21 protein-coding genes are annotated in these 20,366 nt (G+C 57.2%); 17 read left to right on the top strand and 4 right to left on the bottom strand.

Annotated features, from left to right (window positions below; genetic code table 11):
* Positions 1 to 64 precede the first annotated feature (64 nt).
* The 10 genes from tilS to folK all read left to right on the top strand — a co-directional run bounded on the left by tilS (position 65) and on the right by folK (position 9,966).
* The gene (tilS, locus tag D7024_RS13465; RefSeq protein ID WP_121452242.1) at positions 65 to 1,486 is read left to right on the top strand and encodes a tRNA lysidine(34) synthetase TilS; all 1,422 of its coding nucleotides are present in this window, start codon (positions 65 to 67) and stop codon (positions 1,484 to 1,486) included.
* A gap of 129 nt (positions 1,487 to 1,615) precedes the next feature.
* Complete coding sequence (ftsH, locus tag D7024_RS13460; RefSeq protein WP_494337207.1) at positions 1,616 to 3,388, top strand: ATP-dependent zinc metalloprotease FtsH; 1,773 nt, start codon at positions 1,616 to 1,618, stop codon at positions 3,386 to 3,388.
* A gap of 166 nt (positions 3,389 to 3,554) precedes the next feature.
* Positions 3,555 to 4,004, top strand: coding sequence for a nucleoside-diphosphate kinase (gene ndk, locus D7024_RS13455; protein WP_121452240.1), 450 nt, complete (start codon positions 3,555 to 3,557; stop codon positions 4,002 to 4,004).
* A 135-nt stretch (positions 4,005 to 4,139) separates the two neighbouring features.
* Positions 4,140 to 4,544 carry a thioesterase family protein gene (locus D7024_RS13450; RefSeq protein ID WP_121452239.1) on the top strand — a complete coding sequence of 135 codons (405 nt, stop codon included), beginning with the start codon at positions 4,140 to 4,142 and terminating at the stop codon, positions 4,542 to 4,544.
* Positions 4,545 to 4,690: 146 nt separating this feature from the next.
* Complete coding sequence (locus D7024_RS13445) at positions 4,691 to 6,451, top strand: formate--tetrahydrofolate ligase (RefSeq protein ID WP_121452238.1); 1,761 nt, start codon at positions 4,691 to 4,693, stop codon at positions 6,449 to 6,451.
* 219 nt (positions 6,452 to 6,670) lie between these two features.
* Positions 6,671 to 7,156 (top strand): DUF134 domain-containing protein, encoded by a 486-nt coding sequence (locus D7024_RS13440; RefSeq protein ID WP_121452237.1) that lies wholly within the window; start codon positions 6,671 to 6,673, stop codon positions 7,154 to 7,156.
* A 51-nt stretch (positions 7,157 to 7,207) separates the two neighbouring features.
* Positions 7,208 to 7,723, top strand: a complete 516-nt coding sequence (locus D7024_RS13435; protein WP_243113861.1) for an HD domain-containing protein — start codon at positions 7,208 to 7,210, stop codon at positions 7,721 to 7,723.
* Between the two features lie 33 nt (positions 7,724 to 7,756).
* Positions 7,757 to 8,971 carry a dihydropteroate synthase gene (gene folP / locus D7024_RS13430; protein ID WP_121452235.1) on the top strand — a complete coding sequence of 405 codons (1,215 nt, stop codon included), beginning with the start codon at positions 7,757 to 7,759 and terminating at the stop codon, positions 8,969 to 8,971.
* A 76-nt stretch (positions 8,972 to 9,047) separates the two neighbouring features.
* Positions 9,048 to 9,431, top strand: a complete 384-nt coding sequence (gene folB / locus D7024_RS13425; protein WP_121452598.1) for a dihydroneopterin aldolase — start codon at positions 9,048 to 9,050, stop codon at positions 9,429 to 9,431.
* Complete coding sequence (gene folK / locus D7024_RS13420; protein WP_121452234.1) at positions 9,424 to 9,966, top strand: 2-amino-4-hydroxy-6-hydroxymethyldihydropteridine diphosphokinase; 543 nt, start codon at positions 9,424 to 9,426, stop codon at positions 9,964 to 9,966. Before folB ends, folK begins: the two co-directional genes overlap by 8 nt.
* Before the next feature lie 66 nt (positions 9,967 to 10,032).
* Here the strand turns inward: folK and D7024_RS13415 are convergent, their stop codons facing one another.
* The 4 genes from D7024_RS13415 to D7024_RS13400 all read right to left on the bottom strand — a co-directional run bounded on the left by D7024_RS13415 (position 10,033) and on the right by D7024_RS13400 (position 13,623).
* A complete protein-coding gene (locus D7024_RS13415) occupies positions 10,033 to 10,470 on the bottom strand; it encodes a nucleotidyltransferase domain-containing protein (protein WP_121452233.1) in 438 nt (145 codons plus the stop codon).
* On the bottom strand, positions 10,397 to 10,879 hold the full coding sequence (gene hepT / locus D7024_RS13410) for a type VII toxin-antitoxin system HepT family RNase toxin (protein WP_435374075.1): 483 nt from the start codon (positions 10,877 to 10,879) through the stop codon (positions 10,397 to 10,399). The genes D7024_RS13415 and hepT overlap by 74 nt, the downstream gene beginning before the upstream one ends.
* 42 nt (positions 10,880 to 10,921) lie before the next feature.
* Complete coding sequence (locus tag D7024_RS13405; RefSeq protein ID WP_121452231.1) at positions 10,922 to 12,220, bottom strand: amidohydrolase family protein; 1,299 nt, start codon at positions 12,218 to 12,220, stop codon at positions 10,922 to 10,924.
* Positions 12,221 to 12,315: 95 nt separating this feature from the next.
* On the bottom strand, positions 12,316 to 13,623 hold the full coding sequence (locus tag D7024_RS13400) for an MFS transporter (protein WP_121452230.1): 1,308 nt from the start codon (positions 13,621 to 13,623) through the stop codon (positions 12,316 to 12,318).
* A 235-nt stretch (positions 13,624 to 13,858) separates the two neighbouring features.
* Between D7024_RS13400 and D7024_RS13395 the strand changes: the two genes are divergently transcribed.
* From D7024_RS13395 to nadB, 7 genes are all read left to right on the top strand, one after another.
* Entirely contained in the window at positions 13,859 to 14,047 is a 189-nt protein-coding gene (locus D7024_RS13395) for a hypothetical protein (protein WP_121452229.1), read from the top strand.
* A gap of 345 nt (positions 14,048 to 14,392) precedes the next feature.
* Positions 14,393 to 15,310: a Rossmann-like and DUF2520 domain-containing protein gene (locus D7024_RS13390; RefSeq protein ID WP_207666938.1), complete on the top strand. Its 918-nt coding sequence runs from the start codon at positions 14,393 to 14,395 to the stop codon at positions 15,308 to 15,310.
* The gene (gene panB, locus D7024_RS13385) at positions 15,307 to 16,143 is read left to right on the top strand and encodes a 3-methyl-2-oxobutanoate hydroxymethyltransferase (protein ID WP_121452228.1); all 837 of its coding nucleotides are present in this window, start codon (positions 15,307 to 15,309) and stop codon (positions 16,141 to 16,143) included. The genes D7024_RS13390 and panB overlap by 4 nt, the downstream gene beginning before the upstream one ends.
* Positions 16,144 to 16,163: 20 nt before the next feature.
* Complete coding sequence (panC, locus tag D7024_RS13380) at positions 16,164 to 17,024, top strand: pantoate--beta-alanine ligase (RefSeq protein WP_121452227.1); 861 nt, start codon at positions 16,164 to 16,166, stop codon at positions 17,022 to 17,024.
* An 87-nt stretch (positions 17,025 to 17,111) separates the two neighbouring features.
* The gene (gene panD / locus D7024_RS13375) at positions 17,112 to 17,495 is read left to right on the top strand and encodes an aspartate 1-decarboxylase (protein WP_121452226.1); all 384 of its coding nucleotides are present in this window, start codon (positions 17,112 to 17,114) and stop codon (positions 17,493 to 17,495) included.
* A gap of 253 nt (positions 17,496 to 17,748) precedes the next feature.
* Complete coding sequence (gene nadA / locus D7024_RS13370) at positions 17,749 to 18,672, top strand: quinolinate synthase NadA (RefSeq protein WP_121452225.1); 924 nt, start codon at positions 17,749 to 17,751, stop codon at positions 18,670 to 18,672.
* Positions 18,673 to 18,693: 21 nt separating this feature from the next.
* Positions 18,694 to 20,274 (top strand): L-aspartate oxidase, encoded by a 1,581-nt coding sequence (nadB, locus tag D7024_RS13365; protein WP_121452224.1) that lies wholly within the window; start codon positions 18,694 to 18,696, stop codon positions 20,272 to 20,274.
* The last annotated feature ends 92 nt before the right edge of the window (positions 20,275 to 20,366 follow it).

Raw genomic sequence — 20,366 nt, 5'->3', positions numbered from 1 at the left:
GGAAGGAAAAAGATATTATTTGTGGAATTGTAGTATTTCGGAAGCGTATTGGGAGTGCCACCGGATGGGTTTAGAACAGGATGTGCGCTTGTTCATCGATAAATTCAGCATGATCTCTCCCGGAGATAAGGTGCTGGTCGGGGTATCCGGAGGCCCCGATTCGGTGGCCCTTTTGCATTTGCTCTGGCGCATGAAAGAGGAGCTGCACATTTCCCTGGCCGTGGCCCATTTAAACCATATGTTTCGCGGCGAAGAAGCCCGGGCCGACGCTCGCCTGGTGGAAGAACTGGCGAAAAGCCTGGGACTACCGGTGCATGTGGAGGAATTTGACGTGCCCGCTTACCGGGAACGTACCGGCCTTTCGGCCCAGGATGCGGCCCGCCGGGTGCGTTACCGCTTTTTTGAGGAAGTGGCCCGGCGCATTGGCGCCTCCCGGGTGGCCCTGGGGCATCACGCTGATGATCAGGCCGAAACCATTCTCTTTAATTTCCTGCGCGGCACGGGACCGGCCGGTTTAAAGGGCATCCCCCCTGTCCGCGGCAAGTATATTCGCCCCCTGCTGGACATCCGCCGGCGCGAAATCGAGTGCTATTGCCGGGAACACTCCCTGCCCGTGCGGGAGGATGCTTCCAATAAAAAAAACATTTACACTCGCAACCGTATTCGTCTGGAATTAATTCCCCGTCTGGAGGCCGAGTATAACCCCCGGCTGGTTGATGCCCTTGTACACCTGGGGCATATTTGCCGGGAAGAAAACGATTATCTGGAAGAACAAGCCGCCATCCTTTACGGGCGGGCATTAAAAACTCAAAGGGAGCACTACCTGCTTTTTACTGTTCCCGAGCTGTTATCCTCTCCCCTGGCCCTGGTGCGCCGTGTTTTGCGTCAGGCCTGGCGTCACCTTACCGGCGCTGAAGGAGATTTATCCTATCTTCAGGTGGAGTCCCTGCTGGCCCTTTTGTATAACCCTGCCGGGGGCAAAGTGGTGGAGCTTCCCCGGGGGGTGCAGGCGTCCCGCCAGGGTCAGGTTTTACGCTTGCGGATAGGGGGTGATGCTCCTGGTGTGCCCTATTACTGTTATCCCCTGGTGGTCCCGGGCATAACCTATATTCCAGAGATTAATTCCTCCATCCAGGCCCGGCTTATTTCCCTTAGCGAAGCCCCAGATCCCCGGGCCCTTTCTGCCCGGGAAGCACTTTTGGATTATGATGCCATATCCGGGCCGCTGGCCGTCCGCCGGCGCCGGGATGGGGATCGGTTTCACCCCCTGGGCATGGCCGCCGTTATGAAGTTAAAAAAGTTTCTCATTGAGCAGGAGATTCCCCGGGAAGAGCGGGATTGCCTGCCCCTGGTTGTGGCCGGGGACGAAATTATCTGGGTAGGGGGAGTGCGTCCCGGCGAGCCATGGAAAGTTACCCCTGAAACAAAAACATGCCTTTATTTGCAAATCATGGAGGGAGAGGTGCAAGGCGCATTAAATAATTGAAACAGGACCGTAAATATGTTATAATAAAGCTTATGGTTGAATTGACTGGCTTTGTCGAGAGGAGTGGCTTTGTTGAGCAAGGTCCTGAAAAATTTGAGTATATATCTGCTGATCGTGCTCGTTATTATAATGCTGATTAAATATACCCAGCCTCCTACTACCGGGATGGAAGACTGGACTTACAACAGGTTTTACCAGGCAGTAAATCAGGGCCAGGTTCAGGAAGTGACCATTCAGTCCCGGGAACATACAAACCTGATCACCGGAACAACGAAAAACGGTATTAAGTTTCAGGTTACGGGGTTAAAAAATGATGCCCAGATAGCCGCTTTTTTGTTGGAAAAAGGGGTTGAGGTGAAAATTCAAGAGCCCCCCTCCCCGGGCTGGTGGGCTAACATCCTGACCAGCCTTTTGCCCATTTTAATTTTTGTGTTGCTTTTCTTCTTCATGATGCAGCAAACCCAGGGCGGTGGCAACCGGGTGATGTCCTTCGGCAAAAGCCGGGCCCGCCTGCATACCGACGATAAAAAACGGGTAACCTTTGCAGATGTAGCCGGTGCCGATGAGGTCAAGGAAGAGCTGCAGGAGATTGTGGAGTTCCTGAAAAACCCCAAGAAGTTTGCCGAGCTGGGGGCCCGCATTCCCAAAGGGGTGCTCCTCTACGGGCCGCCCGGGACGGGCAAGACCCTTCTGGCCAGGGCCGTGGCCGGGGAGGCCGGAGTGCCCTTTTTTAGCATCAGCGGTTCGGATTTCGTGGAGATGTTTGTGGGTGTTGGCGCTTCCCGGGTGCGGGACCTCTTTGACCAGGCCAAGAAGAATGCCCCCTGCATTGTTTTCATAGACGAAATTGATGCCGTGGGCCGGCAGCGGGGGGCAGGCCTGGGTGGCGGCCACGACGAGCGGGAGCAAACCCTGAACCAGCTCCTGGTGGAAATGGACGGCTTCAGCCCCAACGAAGGGATCATCATCATTGCCGCCACCAACCGGCCGGATATCCTGGACCCCGCCCTGTTAAGACCGGGCCGCTTTGACCGGCAGGTGGTGGTGGACATCCCCGACGTGGTGGGACGCAAGGAGATTCTCAAGGTGCACGTGCGGGGTAAACCCCTGGCCCCGGACGTGGACCTGGATGTGCTGGCCCGGCGTACTCCCGGTTTTACCGGTGCCGACCTGGCAAACCTGGTGAACGAGGCCGCCCTTCTGGCCGCCCGCAACAATAAAAACCAGATTACCATGCGGGAACTGGAGGACTCCATTGAACGGGTGATTGCCGGCCCGGAGAAAAAATCCAAGGTCATCAGTGAACAGGAAAAGAAACTGGTGTCCTATCACGAAGCCGGCCATGCGGTGGTGGGCTATCTCCTGCCCAATACGGATCCGGTGCACAAGGTTTCCATCATTCCCCGGGGCAGGGCCGGGGGATACACCCTGCTTTTGCCCAAGGAAGACCGCTATTACATGACCCGCTCCATGCTCTTAGACCAGGTGACCATGCTTTTGGCCGGTCGGGTGGCTGAGGCCCTGGTGTTGAAAGAAATAAGCACCGGCGCCCAGAACGACCTGGAGCGGGCAACCGAAATTGTGCGCCGCATGGTTATGGAGTACGGCATGAGCGAAGAGATTGGTCCCATGACCCTGGGACGTAAACAGGAAACGGTATTTTTAGGGCGGGACCTGGCCCGGGACCGGAACTACGGCGAGGAAGTGGCCGCGGCCATCGACAAGGAAGTCCGGCGCATGATTGAAAGCTGTTACGACCGGGCCAAAGAGCTTCTGGAAAAGCACATGGATACGCTGCACCTGGTGGCCAAAACCCTCTTTGAGAAAGAAACCCTGGAGGCAGAGGAATTTGCCGCCCTGATGAAACAGGCCGGGGAAGAGGAGCACAGCGCCAGGAATTAAACGCTGGGGGCTGTTTCACGTAAATATTCAGGAAAGCCGTTATGACAAGGATGCGGTGCTGTCGGCGCGAAGCACTGGAGTAAGCGAGGACAGCGCCGCATCCAACCGGGGTCATTAAATATTTACGTTTCACTGCTCCGGTAATTACATACAGGAGGAGTCGTATATGGAACGGACCTTTGTAATGATTAAACCCGATGGTGTACAGCGAAACCTGGTAGGGAATATTATTGCCTGTTTTGAGAAGAAAGGGCTAAAGATTGTCGGCCTGAAAATGATGCGCATTCCGCGGGATCTGGCGGAAAAACATTACGGAGAGCATAAGGACAAACCCTTCTTTGGCCCCCTGGTCGATTACATTACCTCGGGGCCGGTGGTGGCCATGGTGCTGGAAGGGAAGGATGCGGTCTCTACCGTACGGGAAATGATGGGGGCTACCAATCCCTTGAAGGCGGCTCCCGGGACGATCCGGGCCACTTACGGCATGGACATTGGCCGCAATGTGGTCCATGGCTCCGATTCCCCGGCCAGTGCCGGGCGGGAAATCAACCTTTTCTTTTCCCCGGAAGAACTGGTGGATTACCAGCGAGATGTGGACCGCTGGATTTATGAATAAGGAGTGGCGGCAGGGGCCACTCCTTTTCTTCTGGGTGCGGCAGATTTTTTTGTGAACATAATAAAAAGATTTTTTTAAGCAGGAATTCTCTGATAAAGTGACGAACTAAAAACTAATAAACAGGGGTGAAAGGAGATGGCTGGAGAACTAAAGATTGGTTTGCGCGGTGAGGCTGTTACCCGGGTGACGGAGGAGAATACCGCCCTGGCTTACGGCAGCGGCGGGGCAAAGGTTTTTGCCACCCCCGCGATGATTGGCCTCATGGAGAAGGCGGCACTGTCTTCCGTGGACCCCCTTCTGGAGCCCGGACAGATTACCGTGGGCATCCGGGTGGCTGTGGAGCACCTGGCCGCCACGCCCGTCGGGATGGAGGTTGTTGCCCGCTCCGAACTGGTGGAAATTGACGGCAAACGGCTGGTGTTCCGGGTGGAAGCCCACGACGAACGTGAGTTGATCGGCCGCGGTACCCATGAGCGTTTTATTGTAAACCAGGAGCGTTTTCTTTCCCGGACGGCGGCAAAGCTTAAAACCACCTCTTAAGTGCAGTATGGATATTCCGGCACCTGCCGGGATACCGTAAATTAATCAAATTATTTCCATTAAGCAAGGGGGGAAGGGGAAGGATTTATTAGCCACGGCCGTGACCTAAATTAAAGTTTTTTTAGAAAGAAAGGGGAGGACGATTAATGCCTTACGATGCCACCAAGATGGCGGACTGGCAAATCGCCGAGGAAGCGGAAAAGAATATGCCTACTCCCGATGAATGGCGGGAAAGGCTGGGCCTGGAGAAGGATGAGGTCATTCCCTACGGCAGGATCTGCAAGCTCGATTTCATGAAGATCATCGAGCGCCTGAAAGACAGGCCGAACGGCAAATATATCAATGTCACAGCCATTACTCCCACCCCCCTGGGAGAGGGTAAGACAACCACCACGATCGGCCTGGTTGAAGGTCTGGGTAAGCGGGGCAAGAATGTGGGCTGTGCCATCCGTCAGCCATCGGGCGGTCCTACTTTTAACATTAAGGGTACGGCGGCCGGCGGCGGCAACGCTCTGGCCATTCCTATGACCGAGTTTTCCTTAGGCTTGACGGGCGATCTGAACGACATTATGAACGCCCACAACCTGGCCATGGTAGCCCTTACCGCCCGCATGCAACACGAGCGGAACTACGATGATGCCGAGCTGGCCAAGCGGAACCTGCGCCGCCTGAATATCGACCCCACCCGGGTGGAAATGGGCTGGACCATCGACTTCTGTGCTCAGGCGCTGCGCAACATCATCATCGGTATCGGCGGCCGGATGGACGGCTACATGATGCAGTCCAAGTTCCAGATTGCCGTCAGCTCCGAGCTTATGGCCATCCTGGCGGTGGCGAACGATCTAAAAGACTTGCGCGAACGCATAGGCAAGATCATCGTGGCCTACGATATGAAGGGCAACCCGGTTACCACCAGTGACCTGGAAGTGGCCGGTGCCATGACCGCCTTCATGCGCAACACCATCAACCCAACTCTAATCTCAACTGTGGAGTACCAGCCGGTATTGGTCCATGCCGGTCCGTTTGCCAACATTGCTATTGGCCAGTCGTCGATTATTGCCGACCGGATCGGGCTGAAGATGTTTGACTACCACGTTACCGAGAGCGGTTTTGCCGCCGACATCGGTTTCGAGAAATTCTGGAACGTCAAGTGCCGCATGAGCGGTTTGGTGCCCAACGTTTCTGTAATAGTGGCAACCATTCGCGCTCTGAAGATGCATGGCGGCGGGCCGAAAGTCGTGCCGGGCCGGCCAATCCCCGAAGAGTACACCAGGGAAAACCTGCCGTTGCTGGAGAAAGGCATCGAGAACCTGGTGCATCACATCGGCATTGTCAAGAAGGCCGGCATCAACCCGGTGGTCTGCATCAACTCCTTCTACACCGACACACCCGAGGAAATCAAGCTGGTACGCCGTTTGGTAGAGCAGGCCGGCGCCCGCTGCGCGGTGTCCGAGCACTGGCTCAAGGGTGGCGAAGGTGCTCTGGAACTGGCCGATGCTGTCATCGATGCCTGCAATGACCCGGTGGACTTCAAGTTCCTCTACCCGCTGGAAATGCCGCTGCGGCAGCGGGTCGAAGTTATCGCTAAGGAAGTTTACGGGGCCGACGGTGTAGTTTGGACGCCGGAAGCTGAAGCCAAGGCTAAGGCGATCGAAGAAAACCCTGCATACCGCGACTTTGCCACCATGATGGTGAAGACGCACTTGAGCTTGAGCCATAATCCGGATGCCAAGGGCGTACCCAAGGGTTGGGTGCTGCCGGTGCGTGACGTCTTAATCTTTGCTGGTGCCAAGTTCCTCTGCCCGATGACCGGTACCATCAGCCTGATGCCCGGAACCAGTTCCGACCCCGCTTTCCGGAGAATCGATGTAGATGTGAATACCGGAAAGGTCATCGGCCTCTTCTAAAAGAAGAAGACTTCAGAATGCACCCCGGGTCCCCCGGGGTGATTTTCGTTCATAATGAAAATCGAAGAAATGAGAACTATCTGGTTATTAAATTGACATTCGTTCAGGCTGTCATTATAATGATATCATATGGTAACTATCTTATCAGGCAATGGTGCCTGGCAGGGCCGGAGTAAGGAATTTTCTAAAAAATGTAGTTAAGTTGGGAGTGTTGACTCAATGTCCAGACCGCCAAAGTGTCGACGGGTGGAGTTTTTACCCCGGCTTACCTTCTTCAAGCCGGCGGGGGTTCCCCTGCGGGACCTGGAAGAGGTAGGCCTGACGGTTGAGGAACTGGAAGCCATACGCTTAAAGGACCTGCTGGGTTTGGAGCAGGAGGCCTGCGCCGAGAGGATGGGTGTTTCCCGTCCCACCTATCACCGCATTTTAAGCGCCGCCCGGGCCAAGGTGGCCGAGGCGCTGGTCAACGGCAAGGCCATCCGGGTGGAGGGCGGCAACTTCCAGCTGGTAATGCGCCGTTTTCACTGCGAGAATTGCGGCCACGAGTGGGAGTTGCCCTGCGGCCAGGGCCCCCGGGGGTCGGAAATGGTTTGTCCTAATTGTGGGAGCACCGAGTTCTACCGTATCGACCAGGACGGCAGGCCCTTCCGCTGCCAGCGCTGGGAAAAGTGCAGCAAACAGGACGGGCTGGCGGAAAACGGGTAAGTTTTCGTTATATCTCCTTGTGATTTGGGCGGGGTGGGTCCGTTGCAGCGGGTGGGACGGATTATTGAAGATAGTTTTTACCGGTACTGCCTTGAGCAGAACGCGGCCCGGGAAGTTGACAGGCCCTTTTGTCGCCACGATTTTCAGCACATGCTGGATGTGGCCCGGATCAGCTATATTTTAATGGTGGAAGGCAACCAGCTTTCTGAATTTATTTGCCAAAATCGTCTGGGTAACCACCAGGCGGCCAAAGAGGTAGTTTATGCTGCCGGCTTGTTACACGACATCGCCCGCTGGCAGCAGTATGACACTGGGGAAGACCATGCCCTGGCGGGGGCCCGTCTGGCCCGGCCGGTGCTGGAGCGGGCAGGATTTCTGCCCCACGAAATTGAGGTGATTACCCGGGCTATTGCCGCCCACCGCCGGGGAGAGCCCCGGGGAGGGTTGCTGGGGCGCCTCTTATGCCGGGCCGATGACCTGGCCCGCCCCTGTGCCCTTTGTGCTGCCCGTGGTCAATGCTACAAGGCTGATAGTATGGACGCCCTGCGGGAGACGCTGGTTTATTGAAAGTATATAAGAGATGCCCGGGAGTGATTTATTTTGCCCGTACAGGTACGGAGTATTGAAATAAAAAACCGGGCCCAGGCCCTGGAGGAAATAGCTGCCGTGGGGGCGGACCAGGCCGGCTGCCGGTTAATGGCCCTTAAGGCGGTCCACCGGGTTTTAAAAATCAGCGGCCTGACCCCCGTCCAGGCCAATATTCTCAAGCAGGAAATGCTGGCTAAAGGCGGGGAGGCGGCCGTGGCCCGGGGTGTAGTCGACCATGCGGTGGATAAAACCGATGTGCTGCTCATGGGCACCCTGAAGCAGTTTAACGCCCTGCTGGCCAAGCTCAAGCTCCAGCCCTTCGGCTTGTCCGCCCTGGCGGAGGAGATCCGCCGTGTCCTGCAGCACCTGGAGGGACGGACCGCCAGAAGGTTGAGCTGCCGGGGAAAGGAACTGGTGCTGGGGGAAAGGACCCTGGTGATGGGCATTCTCAACGTAACCCCCGATTCCTTTTCCGACGGCGGCAGGTTCAGCGATCCATCGCGGGCACTGGAGCATGCCCACCGGTTGGTGGAGGACGGGGCTGATATTATCGATCTGGGCGGGGAATCCACCCGGCCGGGGTACACGCCGGTAACGGTGGAGGAAGAAATGCGCCGGGTAATCCCGGTTCTGGAAAAGCTGGTGCAGGAGATTCCCGTGCCCATATCCGTTGATACCACCAAGGCCGCGGTGGCCCGGGAGGCCCTGGAAATTGGCGCCCACATCATCAACGACCAGTGGGCCCTGCGGGCCGATCCTGAAATGGCGGCGGTGGTGGCCCGCTACGATGCCCCCGTGATCCTCATGCACAACCAGGAGGGCACGGAGTATAAGGACCTGATGGGGGATATCATCCGCTTCTTCCGGGAAAGCATCGCCCTGGCCCTGGAGGCGGGCATTTGCCGGGACAAAATCATTATCGACCCGGGGATTGGTTTTGGTAAAACCGTGGAGCAAAACCTGGAGGTCATGAGCCGGCTTTCGGAGCTGGACTGCCTGGGGCTGCCGGTATTGCTGGGGACATCCAGGAAGTCAATGATTGGCAAGACTTTGGACCTGCCCGTGGATCAACGGGTGGAGGGTACGGCGGCTACGGTGGCCATTGGCATTGCCGCCGGGGTGGACATCGTCCGGGTGCACGATGTAAGGGAAATGGTGCGGGTGGCCCGCATGACCGACGCCATGGTGCGGCGAAAGCCCGCGCGCTGTGCCTGTGGGGAAGGGTAAGACTGGCGGCTGTTAGTGATTGCCGCCTTTAATTCTTTTTAAGGTTTGGATTTTACGGGTTTGGGGTGTAAAGCCAGTGGACCGATTGATTTTAAAGGGTATGGAGTTTTACGCCTTTCACGGCGTTTTACCCCAGGAACAGCACCTGGGCCAGCGGTTTATTGTCGATGTGGAATTGTTCCTGGACCTGGCTCCCGCCGGCAGGACCGACGATCCGGAACAGACGGTGAACTATGCCCGGGTTTTCCGGCTGGTGGAGGAAGTGGTTACCGGTGCCCCCTGCCGTCTGATTGAGGCGGTGGCGGAAAAGGTGGCCGGTGCCATCCTGGAACATTTTCCGGTAAGCGAGGTGCTGGTTCGGGTAAAGAAACCCGGCGCCCCGGTGGCCGGTCATTTTGAATACATGGGCGTGGAGATCCGGCGCAGGAAGGACAGCAAAAGTGGTGGGGCACATGAGTGAGTGTACCCGGTGCGAGTCTATTCTCACGCCCGCAAAGGCCTATATCGGCCTGGGGTCCAACATGGGGGATAAAAAGGCATACCTGCGGGCGGCCCTGGAGATGCTGCAAAAGATCCCGGGAATTACACTCCTGCGGGTGGCTCCCTTTTACCGCACCGACCCGGTGGGTTATACGGATCAGGAATGGTTTGTCAATACCGTTGCGGAAGTGAAAACCACACTCTCTCCCCGGGAATTGCTGGCTGCCTGCCTGGAAGTGGAGAACCGCCTGGGAAGGGTGCGGGGTGTGCGCTGGGGCCCCCGGGTGATTGACCTGGACCTGCTCCTCTATAACGGGCAGGTCATTGATGAACCTGATCTCGTGGTTCCCCACCCGCGCATGCATGAGCGCGCCTTTGTCCTGGTGCCCCTGGCCGACCTGGCACCGGATCTGGTCATACCGGGCCGGGGCGGGGTGAGGGAGCTGCTGGCCGGCGTTGACCGGCAGGGGGTGGAGCAACTGGAGAAAAGTGAAGGTCAATTGCTTTTAACGTAACAACAGTCCGGCTGGCCTGGAGCAGCCGGGCTTTTAATTGGCCAGGGCTTTCTTTTCAGTTTTCCCTTATCCGGGCTGGTTGTTCGGTGATAACAAATCCCGCAGGGAATTGCGTAAAAAATATTGCATGTCGAGGTACACATCCCAGGTCTTTTCCACCCATTCATACCGCACCTCGTCGTTACGGCTGAAAAGCACCTTCCCGCGGGTAACCGAATGGCACAGGGTTACTGGAGCATAATTTAACACCTTTATATCCACCGGGTAATGTATTTCCCGCTCCAGTTCCGTACCCAGGGAAAGTTCGTATTCGAGAGCCTTTTCCCGGGGGATGGTTTCTTGCTGCAAATACACTCCTATGTCAATATCCCGGAAGGTGGCTTCTTCCAAAAAAGAACCAAAGGCATAGGCGAAGATGATTTCTTTTCTTTTAGCCAGCAGGCGGGCGGCCAGCCGGCAAACCGGTGGGCGTTCCTTTTCCGGCAGGGAAAATCGACTGTGCATAAAACCATTCCTTTCGGATGGTCAGAGCTCGCATTTTAACCATGGCTGCAATTTCAGCCAGGTATAGTTCCAGATCATCCAGGTTGTTGCAAATGATATGGTAGACCTTGCTATCATCAATGTCGACGTAACGGTGGATTAACAGGTTGCGGAACTTTGCCATCTGGATCAGGCGTTCAGCCAGCGGAGGACTTAAAAAATGCTCCCCCGATAAAATGTTGAAACATTCGGCATAGGAGTTGGGAGCTCTGCCGGTGAGCCGGGCAACCAGATGGTTACAGATATCAATGGCTGCTTCGGTGGCCACAATCAGGTAATACTTGCTTGCGGCAACCCTTTGCTCGTCAGCTAAAAACTCCTCCATGGTGAGCTCCGTCACCGGCGTAAGCCTGCTCAAGGCCTGACGGATGTCCGCCGCCTTTTGGCGCAGTTTATTTGTATTTAGGTAATTTCATTGCGTGTTTTCCTCCATTACCGGTACAGTGTTTGTCATATCTTTATGGAAAGTATATCCTCTTTTTCCGGGGAAATCAACGGACCGGAATACATATTTTATCCTGGCCAGGGCACTGATATCCTCCCAGGGGTTGCCTTCCACGGCTACCAGGAAGGCGGGTCGCCCCGGTTCAATACGGCCCAGCAGGTGCTCCAGCCCCAGGATGGCTGCGCCGTTGCGGGTGGCGGCCAGAAGGATGTCCGCCGGGGAAAGGCCGGCTTCCCGGTAAAGTAGCAGTTCCTCCAGGAAGCCCCGGCCGTGGCATACGCCGGTGGCCCCGGCATCAGTGCCCACTCCCAGGATAACGCCCATTTCCAGGGCTTTTTTGATCATTTCCACCTGGCGCAGCCAGGTGCGGGTGATGACCTCAATTTCCCGGGCCGTATATTGTGCCCGCAATTTTCCCCTTACCTGGCCGGCCACCGGGATTACCGTGGGCACCCAGGCAATACCCTGAGCGGCCATGCGGTACAGGGATTCTTCGCTGATGAAATAACCGTGCTCTATGGAATCTACTCCGGCTTCTACGGCCAGGCGAACAGCACCGTCCCCGCTGGCGTGGGCCATAACCCTTAGCCCCCGGCTGCGGGCGCGGTAGACTATTCGTTGCAGTTCGTCCCGCGTGAACTGGGGGCCGCCCACCCGCCCGTACTCGGAGAAGCTTACTATTCCCGATACCAGGATCTTGAGGTGGTCCACTCCCTGCCGGGCCAGGGAATCCACCGCCTTTTCCAGCTCCCCCGGGGTTAAACCCGGTCCCAGGAAAGATCCGTACCTTCCCTGCCGGTGCAGCGCATGCCCGCAGGCCAGTACCAGAGGCCCGGCCAACCTGCCGGTTGCAACCAGTCGTTTTACCTCAAGGCCGATACCCGCCCGGTCTCCCCCATCCCGTACGGCTACAATGCCCCGTTCCAGGGTATTTGTTAAGTCCGCCTTCACCCGCTCAAGTAATTCCCCCCGGGCGGTCCATTGCTGCTGCGCCCTCGAAAAATCCCTGCCGTCCAGAGCCAGATGGACGTGGCAGTCGATGAAGCCGGGGACCATAGTGCAACCGGGAAGCTCAAGGACGTTTAACGACTCCTTAATAAGGCCTTTGCGCTTGTATCTGCCCGTTTGGTCGCTGGTTGAAACGGCCGCTACTTTGCCATCTTGTAAATAAACAAGCGCTTCCTGGGGCGGTGCCGGAGTGCCCCGCCAGACGCGGGAGGCTTTGATTATCAGTGTTTGTCCGGGTTCAAGGGTAATTACGGACATGTTGCAACCTCACTTCTTTTTTAAGGCACGCATTGATCAGGGACTCAATAATAGCATGAACTGAGTGAGTGGTGCCTGTAACAGCAGGACGTGTCCTACCGCGGCCTTTCGCCCATGGCCCGGCTTGCCGGCAAGAAGGAAAGATAAAACATTAGCGCCGCTCCAACCAGCACCCCGGCACCAAGGCTGGAAAAAGCCAGGATCCAGCCGGCCGGACCGGAATAAATGTCAAGAATCAGCCCAAAAACTGCGGGAGACACGGTGGCGGCAATATAACCCACAAAGGTCTGCCAGGCCATGATACGGCCCAGTTTTTCCCGGGGGGCGATTTCCGCCAGTCCGGTGGAAAATATCGGTGAGTCCGCCGTAACAGTCAAGCTGTAAACCAGGCCCACCGGCAGCAACAGCCACAGCGGTGCCGGTAGCAGCCAGCCCATGGTGAATGAACAGGCGGCGCTGGTGAGCATGATCGCCAGGGCCGTGCCCGTGCGTCCCAGGCGATCTGAGAGCCAACCGGCGGCCAGGGTGGATGGAGCCCCCAGCATTACCGACAGGGCCGTGAAGGTGGCCGCCAGGGAAGTGGCCTGGGCGTAGCGGTCTTCGAAAACGACGGTAAGAAAGGGCGTCAACCACGAACGCAACCCGTACATCTCCCACATGTGGGCCGCATAGGCCAGGATGACCAGAACCATGGCCAGGTTACGCTGGCTGGTTTCAACCTGCTGGATTCCCTGCGCCGGTTCCGGTGGCCCGGTCTGCGAAGCAAGACCGGGTGTTTCATCTCTCCCGGAACTGTTTGCCGGGATTTTTACTTTCCGGGTGCCGGGTAAAAAGGCGGTTCCCGGTTGGCGCCACAGCCAGAAAGAAAGGGCGATGGCCGCAAAGCTGACCCCGGCCAGAGCCAGGTAGGCCTCCTGCCATGTAAAAAAAGCGGTAAGTGCCCCGGTGAGGGCAAAGGAGAGGGAAGTGCCCACCAGGTAGGAGGAAACGTAAAAACCCACTGCCCGGCCACGGGATCTGGGGGTCAGGGAAATGACTTTGATCCCGGGCATGTAGATGCCTCCCAGGCCCGCTCCGGCCAGCGTCCGCAGCAGGGTGCCCGATAAGGCATCCCGGGCCAGCAGGGGAAAGAGGGTATGGGTGAAAGTCGATAAAATGGCTCCTCCGGCCATCACATAGCGGGCGTCAATGCGGTCGGTGAGGGGGAGGGCCACCAGGGCTGCCGCAATGTACCCGGCCTGAAAGGCGGCCACCATTATCCCGGCCTCCCCGTGGCTGATCCCCCACTGTTTTTCCACCAGGGGCAGGACGGCCGGCAAACAATAGGCCGGCAACAGTACCAGCAATTGAATTAAAGCCAGCTGTCCTATAGGGATATGTATTTGCTCTCTGATATCGCGCATTTTGTCCGTTGCCACCTGCCAGGATTTACTGGTCAAATAATTCTTCTTTCAGCTCCAAACCCCTGCCTGGCAACGGGTTAAAAGCACTTTTTTAATGTCGGTGGGGATGAGGTTATTTTAGTTCGAAAGGATAATATTTACATTGTTGTAACATCACTTCCTGGCGGTTCATATTATGTAATTGGAATCTGTGCCCGGGTGCATGCCCATGAATTCATACGAGGAGGAATTCGGTATGGCTATCTTCTGTCCTGGCGCTTTACCCTGTAGAATTACTGGCGTAGTTGTAGGAGCCCTTATCGCAGCTCTCGCATTGATCCTCATCGGTATTATGGCCATCTTCAATTGCATCGTAGCTTGCCCCGTATTGTTTATCCTGGCTGTTCTAGCCTTCATCCTGGGTATCGCCATTATTATCGCCTAAAGTAAGCCGTATGCTTTAACTAGAGGATAACCGGCACGGTTATGTACACGCCTGAAACTCACTCAGGCGTGTTATTTGTTTCAGCCACCTTTTTCAAAAATTTGTTGTCTCTTTGCTAGAGCGTATGTTAAAATTTATCCATGGGATGGTATCCCCGCGGGAACCATACCTCTTATTAAGAGTACCTCTAAAACTAAATACGTTTTGCCGCTTGGAGCCGGGAAGGACCGAGACGGAGGTGAGAGGAACATTGACTGCCTTTCGGGTGCCCGGAAGGCTTTTTTATTGAAAATGTGCGGGGCATCTATTTGCCAGAACCAGGATTTAGGATTTGGGGTGGGACTGATGAATAAACCTTCAGTGGCAGTAGTGGGCTGCGGTAAAGTGGGCAGCGCCCTGGCCCTGCTTTTAAAGGAGCGGGGTTACCCCGTGGTGGCCGTAGCCAGCAGGAGTCCGGAGTCGGCCCAAAAACTGGCCCGGTCCCTGGGTTGCAGTGCTTATGACCGGCCTTGTGAGGCAACGCTAAAGGCCGATCTGGTTTTTATTACCACGCCCGACCGGGAGATTGCCCCGGTGTCGGAACTTATTGCCCGGGAAGGGGGATTTCGTTCCGGCCAGGTGGTGGCCCACACCAGCGGCGCCCACGCATCCAGTGAACTGCGCGGTGTCCGGGAAGCCGGGGCCCTGGCCGTATCCATCCACCCGTTACAGTCCTTTGCCGATGTTGCGGGGGCCAGGGAAAACCTCCCCGGGTCCTACTTCGCCCTGGAGGGGGATGAGGCGGCCCTTCCCGTGGCCCGGCAGGTGGTTGACGACTTACAAGGCCATGCCTTTATCATCAAGGCTGAAGATAAGCCCCTTTACCATGCGGCGGCCTGCATTGCTTCTAACTACCTGGTGTCTTTGATGCACCTGGCGACCAGCGTTTACGGCCAGTTTGGCATCTCCCGGAGGGAAGCTTTTGAGGCGTTGTATCCCCTGGTGCGGGGCACAATAAACAATGTCCGGCGGGTGGGGCCGGTGGACGCCCTTACGGGCCCGGTGGCCCGGGGAGATGTGCCCACCATTGCCGGGCACCTGCCGGCCCTGGACCGGGTGGGGAGCCGGGAGTCCCGGCTCTACCGCCTGCTGGGGTTATACACCATCCGGGTGGCCAGGGAAAAGGGCAGCATTGATGCCGTGCAGGCCCGGCAACTGGAAGAGGTATTTATGGCTTCGGTCAATGGTGAAGATGTATCCAAATCCAAGGAGGTATCCTCATGAGTAACCAGCGGGTCACCACTGCGTATTTCCGGGAAGCAAAAAATACCGGCCGGAAAATTACCATGCTCACGGCCTACGATTATCCCATGGCCAGGATGGTGGATGAAGCGGGGATTGATGCCATTTTAGTGGGAGATTCCCTGGGTAATGCCGTCCTGGGCTATGAGTCCACCATTCCCGTGACCATGGACGATATGGTTCACCACATTAAAGCCGTCACCCGGGGGGTCAAGCGGGCTATGGTGATCGGCGACATGCCTTTTATGTCCTACCACATTTCCCGGGAAGAGGCCCTGCGCAACGCCGGCCGCATCCTGCAGGAAGGAGGCGCCCAGGCGGTTAAGCTGGAGGGCGGCCAGGAGGTGGCCGATACCATCCGGGCTATGGTGTCCTGCGGCATTCCTGTGATGGGCCACCTGGGCTTGACGCCCCAATCCATTCACCAGATGGGCGGTTACAAGGTGCAGGGCAAGGACGAGGCCCAGGCAAAAAAACTTCTTGAAGACGCCCGGGCCATTCAGGAAGCAGGAGTCTTTGCCATCGTCCTGGAGTGTGTACCCGTCCCCCTGGCCAAACTGCTTACCGAAACCCTGGAGGTATGCACCATCGGCATAGGCGCGGGACCCCACTGCAACGGGCAGGTTCTGGTGACCCACGATCTGCTGGGGATGTTCCTGGGGAAGTCGCCCAAATTTGCCAAGCGTTATGCCAGCCTCCACGAAGAGATTGCCCGGGCGCTCAAGGCCTACCGGGAGGAAGTGCAGAGCGGCGCCTTCCCCGGCCCGGAGCATGGTTTTGACATGCCGGAGGAAGTGCTGAGCAAATTGTATTAAGCCAGAGGGGGAGTGTTCCCTTGCTCATCTGCCGCACGATAAAAGAAATCCGGGATTTTGTACGCCAGGCTCGTTCCCGGGGCCTGACCGTGGGATTTGTCCCCACCATGGGCTATTTCCACGAGGGTCACCTCACCCTCATGCGCCGGGCAAAAGAGGCCTGTGATGTGGTGGTGGTCAGCATTTTCGTCAACCCGCTGCAGTTCGGCCCGCGGGAGGATTACGACCGCTACCCCCGGGACCTGGACCGGGATGTGTCCCTGGCGCGGGAAGTGGGCGTGGATGCGGTCTTTCATCCTTCCGTGGAGGAGATGTACCCATCCGGGTTTGCCACCCATGTCGATGTCGAAGGTCTCACCGAATGCCTCTGCGGGCTTTCCCGGCCCGGTCACTTCCGGGGGGTGGCCACGGTGGTGACCAAGCTGTTCAACATTGTGCGCCCGGACAGGGCCTTTTTCGGTCAGAAAGACGCCCAGCAGGCCCTGGTAATCCGGCGTATGGTTGAAGACCTGAACATGGATCTGGAAATTGTTACGGTGCCCACGGTGCGGGAGGAAGACGGCCTGGCCATGAGTTCCCGCAACGTTTACCTGAGCCCGGAGGAAAGGCGGGCAGCAGCCGTGCTCCCCAGGAGTTTGGATGCCGCCCGCCGGGCCTACGAGTCCGGGGAACGGGACGCAGGCCGGCTGGTGGAACTGGTGCGCGGCATGATTGCCGCCGAGCCCCGGGCCCGGATCGACTACGTGGAAATCCGGTCAGTTCCCGATTTGAAGCCGGTGTCCAGGCTTGACGGGCCTGTCCTTTTGGCCCTGGCCGTACGCTTTGGCTCTACCCGGTTAATTGATAACCTTGTGCTCGGCAGCCCGGATGGGGTGCTGTAGATCTAAAGTTTCTGTCCGGCCCGGCGCCACCTGAAGAAGGCCGCCGGGCCGGAAGCCGAACGCCTCAAGGGAAGGGGGTACGCTGGCATGTTTATTACGCTCTTCAAATCTAAAATTCACCGGGCTACTGTAACCGGCGCCAACCTGAACTACATGGGCAGCATCACCATTGACCGGGCGCTGCTGGAAGCGGCCGGCATTTTACCCCACGAAAAGGTGCAGGTTGTCAACAACAACAACGGGGCCCGGTTTGAAACCTACGTCATCAGCGGGCCCCGGGATTCCGGCGTCATCTGTCTTAACGGTGCCGCCGCCCGGCTGGTGCAGCCCGGGGACACGATCATTATCATTTCCTATGCCATGATGACCCCGGAGGAAGCGGCCGGTTTTTCGCCCACGGTGGTCATGGTGGACGGGCAGAACCGGGTGGTGGAGATCCGGCGGGAGGAGGCACCGGGAGAGGTGGGCTAAAGCGGACACCCCTTTTGTTGTTAAGACCCGGCACAAAGCAAATTTACCCCGCCCTAACGCCGTATAGGGCGGTTTTGGGTCAAATTTTCCGCAACGACCTGGCACTTGACAATTCTCAACGCCTGTGGTTAGAATTATCTCATGATTGTAGACATTTTCGGTTGCTTTTTGCGGTTATTTTTCCGTGGGCGCCATGGTAGGATGTGGTTTTTGCTCTGAATAGTCATGGTTTAAACGGTTAAGGAGTGAAACTATGTCTAATGAAGATAAAATTCGTTACTTATCTGAAGAAATTAAACGATTGAAAAAAGAACGACGGGCTGTAATTTTAAGCCACGTCTATCAGCGCCCGGAGGTACAGGAAATTGCCGACTTTGTGGGGGATTCTCTGGGACTGTCCCAGCAGGCCGCCAAAACCGACGCGGAAGTCATTGTTTTTTGCGGCGTCCACTTCATGGCCGAAAGTGCGGCCATTTTGTCTCCCGACAAAATTGTGCTCCTGCCCGAGATCAAAGCCGGCTGTCCCATGGCCGATATGGTGACCGTGGAAGCCCTGCGGGAGAGGAAAAAGGAAATCCCCGGGGTCATAGTAGTCTGCTATGTGAATACCTCGGCCGCCGTTAAGGCCGAAAGCGACGTGTGCTGCACCAGTGCCAATGCGGTGAAGATTGTTTCCTCGCTGCCGGAGGACCGGCCGGTACTTTTCATCCCCGATGAGAACCTGGGGCAATACGTGGCCAGGCAGACGGGGCGGAAAATTCACCTCTGGGAGGGTTATTGCAACACCCACGACAAACTGTTTGCTGAAGATGTGCTGGCCGCCAGGGAAGCCCATCCCAACGCTTTGGTGCTGGTCCACCCGGAATGCCGCCCGGAAGTGATTGACCTGGCTGATGCCGTGGCCAGCACCACGGGTATGATCCGCTTTGCCCGGGAAAGTGACGCCAGGGAATTTATTGTCTGTACGGAAACAGGTATTTTACACCAGTTCCGCAAGCAATGCCCGGATAAGGAGTTTTACCTGGCTTCCGATAAGTTAATTTGTCCGAACATGAAGGCCACCACCCTGGAAAAGGTGCACCGGGCACTGGTTACCCTGGAGCCGCGGGTGACGGTACCGCCGGAGATCCGGGAAAAAGCACTGCGTTCCCTGGAACGGATGCTGGCGGTGACCTGATTCCACAGGAGGGATCAAAAATTGACCGGCAGATATCTGGTCAACTTCGATACCCGGCAGCTGCCCCAGGAAAATTGGGACTATGTAATCCTGGGCAGTGGTATAGCCGGGTTGTATACTGCGTACGCAGCCAGCCGTCTCAACCGGCGGGTGGTAGTGCTGACCAAGTACACCATGGAGGATAGCAACACCGATAAGGCCCAGGGAGGTATTGCCGCCGCCCTGGGTCATTCCGATTCTCCGGCCCTGCATCTAAAGGATACCCTGGCCGCTGGGGCGGGGCTTTGTGATCCCGAGGCGGTGAGTGTGCTGGTCAATGAGGGCCCCGGCAGGGTGCGGGAGTTGATCGAGATGGGGGCGCAGTTTGACCGGGAAAACGGTCAACTGGCCCTTACCCGGGAAGGGGCCCACAGCCGGAGGCGCATTCTCCATGCTGCCGGGGATGCCACGGGGGCGGAAATCCAGCGGGTGCTTTCCGGGCAGGCACGCCTGGCTCCAAATATTGAGGTGCGGGAAAACCATTTTGCGGTGGACCTTCTGGTACAGGATAACACCTGTTACGGCGTGCTCGCCCTGGACGGCTCCTCGGGGGAGCTCAAGGTCTTCTGGGGCAGGGCGGTGGTTCTGGCCACCGGCGGGCTGGGCCAGCTTTTTGAACACAGCACCAATCCCTTGGTGGCCACAGGGGACGGTATTGCCATGGCCTGGCGGGCTGGCGCGGAAGTTATGGATATGGAATTCATTCAATTCCACCCCACCGTCTTGAGCCTGCCGGGAGCACCTCCCTTTCTTATTTCCGAAGCCGTGCGGGGCGAGGGTGCTTACCTGCGGAACCGTTACGGAGAACGGTTTATGCCCCGTTATCACGAACTGGCGGAACTGGCTCCCCGGGACGTGGTGGTGCGGGCCATGCTCAAGGAGATGGGCAGTACCGCATCAGACAGGGTTTTCCTCGACCTTTCCCACCTGGACCCGGCCATGGTCCAGCAGCGTTTCCCCACCATCAGCCGCACCTGCTCCTCTTACGGGCTGGATGTCACCAAAGACCCCATTCCCGTGGCTCCGGCGGCCCACTACATGATGGGAGGAGTAAAAACCAACCTTTATGGGGAAACCAGTATTGAGGGGCTCTACGCCTGCGGCGAGGTGGCCTGCCAGGGAGTACACGGCGCCAACCGCCTGGCCAGCAATTCCCTGCTGGACGGCCTGGTTTTCGGAGGTCGCATTGTGGAGCGGGTGAACAGCCTGCCCCCGCGACGCCATGGACATCCGGAATTTTCCTGCCATGAACTGGCCGGTTCCCCTGAAGTGGATGCAGCTCGTTTGCGTCAGGAAATACAAAGTGTGATGGGGAAATATGTGGGGCCCGTCCGTACGGCGGAAGGCCTGGAAAAGGCCCTGGCCTTCTTTGAGGATTGGTCGTACCTGGCCGGATACCGGGCCCGGAGCATAGAGGAAATGGAAGTGTGGAATATGCTTGCGGTTGGGCAGCTGGTTGCCCAGGCAGCGCTGATCCGTACGGAAAGCCGGGGAGGCCATTACCGTTTGGATTACCCCCAACCCCGGGACTTGTGGCTGAAGCATGTTATCCTGCGCCGCTAAGAGGTTTGGCTCATATATAATTTTAAGGATGTAATAAGGGACTGCAACTCAACTGCCCGGCCAAAGCAGGGTGCGGTTCATTCAAAGGGGGA

Source organism: Desulfofundulus salinus (assembly GCF_003627965.1).
In the GTDB taxonomy this organism is placed as follows: domain Bacteria; phylum Bacillota; class Desulfotomaculia; order Desulfotomaculales; family Desulfovirgulaceae; genus Desulfofundulus; species Desulfofundulus salinus.
Note: the sequence above shows the minus strand (reverse complement) of the source record. Positions and strands in the feature narration are given on the sequence as shown.

Coding starts and splice junctions, on each gene's coding strand:
- tilS (WP_121452242.1), top strand. CDS start 65: ATGGGTTTAGAACAGGATGTGCGCTTGTTCATCGATAAATTCAGCATG.
- ftsH (WP_494337207.1), top strand. CDS start 1,616: ATGCTGATTAAATATACCCAGCCTCCTACTACCGGGATGGAAGACTGG.
- ndk (WP_121452240.1), top strand. CDS start 3,555: ATGGAACGGACCTTTGTAATGATTAAACCCGATGGTGTACAGCGAAAC.
- D7024_RS13450 (WP_121452239.1), top strand. CDS start 4,140: ATGGCTGGAGAACTAAAGATTGGTTTGCGCGGTGAGGCTGTTACCCGG.
- D7024_RS13445 (WP_121452238.1), top strand. CDS start 4,691: ATGCCTTACGATGCCACCAAGATGGCGGACTGGCAAATCGCCGAGGAA.
- D7024_RS13440 (WP_121452237.1), top strand. CDS start 6,671: ATGTCCAGACCGCCAAAGTGTCGACGGGTGGAGTTTTTACCCCGGCTT.
- folK (WP_121452234.1), top strand. CDS start 9,424: ATGAGTGAGTGTACCCGGTGCGAGTCTATTCTCACGCCCGCAAAGGCC.
- D7024_RS13415 (WP_121452233.1), bottom strand. CDS start 10,470: ATGCACAGTCGATTTTCCCTGCCGGAAAAGGAACGCCCACCGGTTTGC.
- D7024_RS13405 (WP_121452231.1), bottom strand. CDS start 12,220: ATGTCCGTAATTACCCTTGAACCCGGACAAACACTGATAATCAAAGCC.
- D7024_RS13400 (WP_121452230.1), bottom strand. CDS start 13,623: ATGCGCGATATCAGAGAGCAAATACATATCCCTATAGGACAGCTGGCT.
- D7024_RS13395 (WP_121452229.1), top strand. CDS start 13,859: ATGGCTATCTTCTGTCCTGGCGCTTTACCCTGTAGAATTACTGGCGTA.
- D7024_RS13390 (WP_207666938.1), top strand. CDS start 14,393: ATGAATAAACCTTCAGTGGCAGTAGTGGGCTGCGGTAAAGTGGGCAGC.
- panB (WP_121452228.1), top strand. CDS start 15,307: ATGAGTAACCAGCGGGTCACCACTGCGTATTTCCGGGAAGCAAAAAAT.
- panD (WP_121452226.1), top strand. CDS start 17,112: ATGTTTATTACGCTCTTCAAATCTAAAATTCACCGGGCTACTGTAACC.
- nadA (WP_121452225.1), top strand. CDS start 17,749: ATGTCTAATGAAGATAAAATTCGTTACTTATCTGAAGAAATTAAACGA.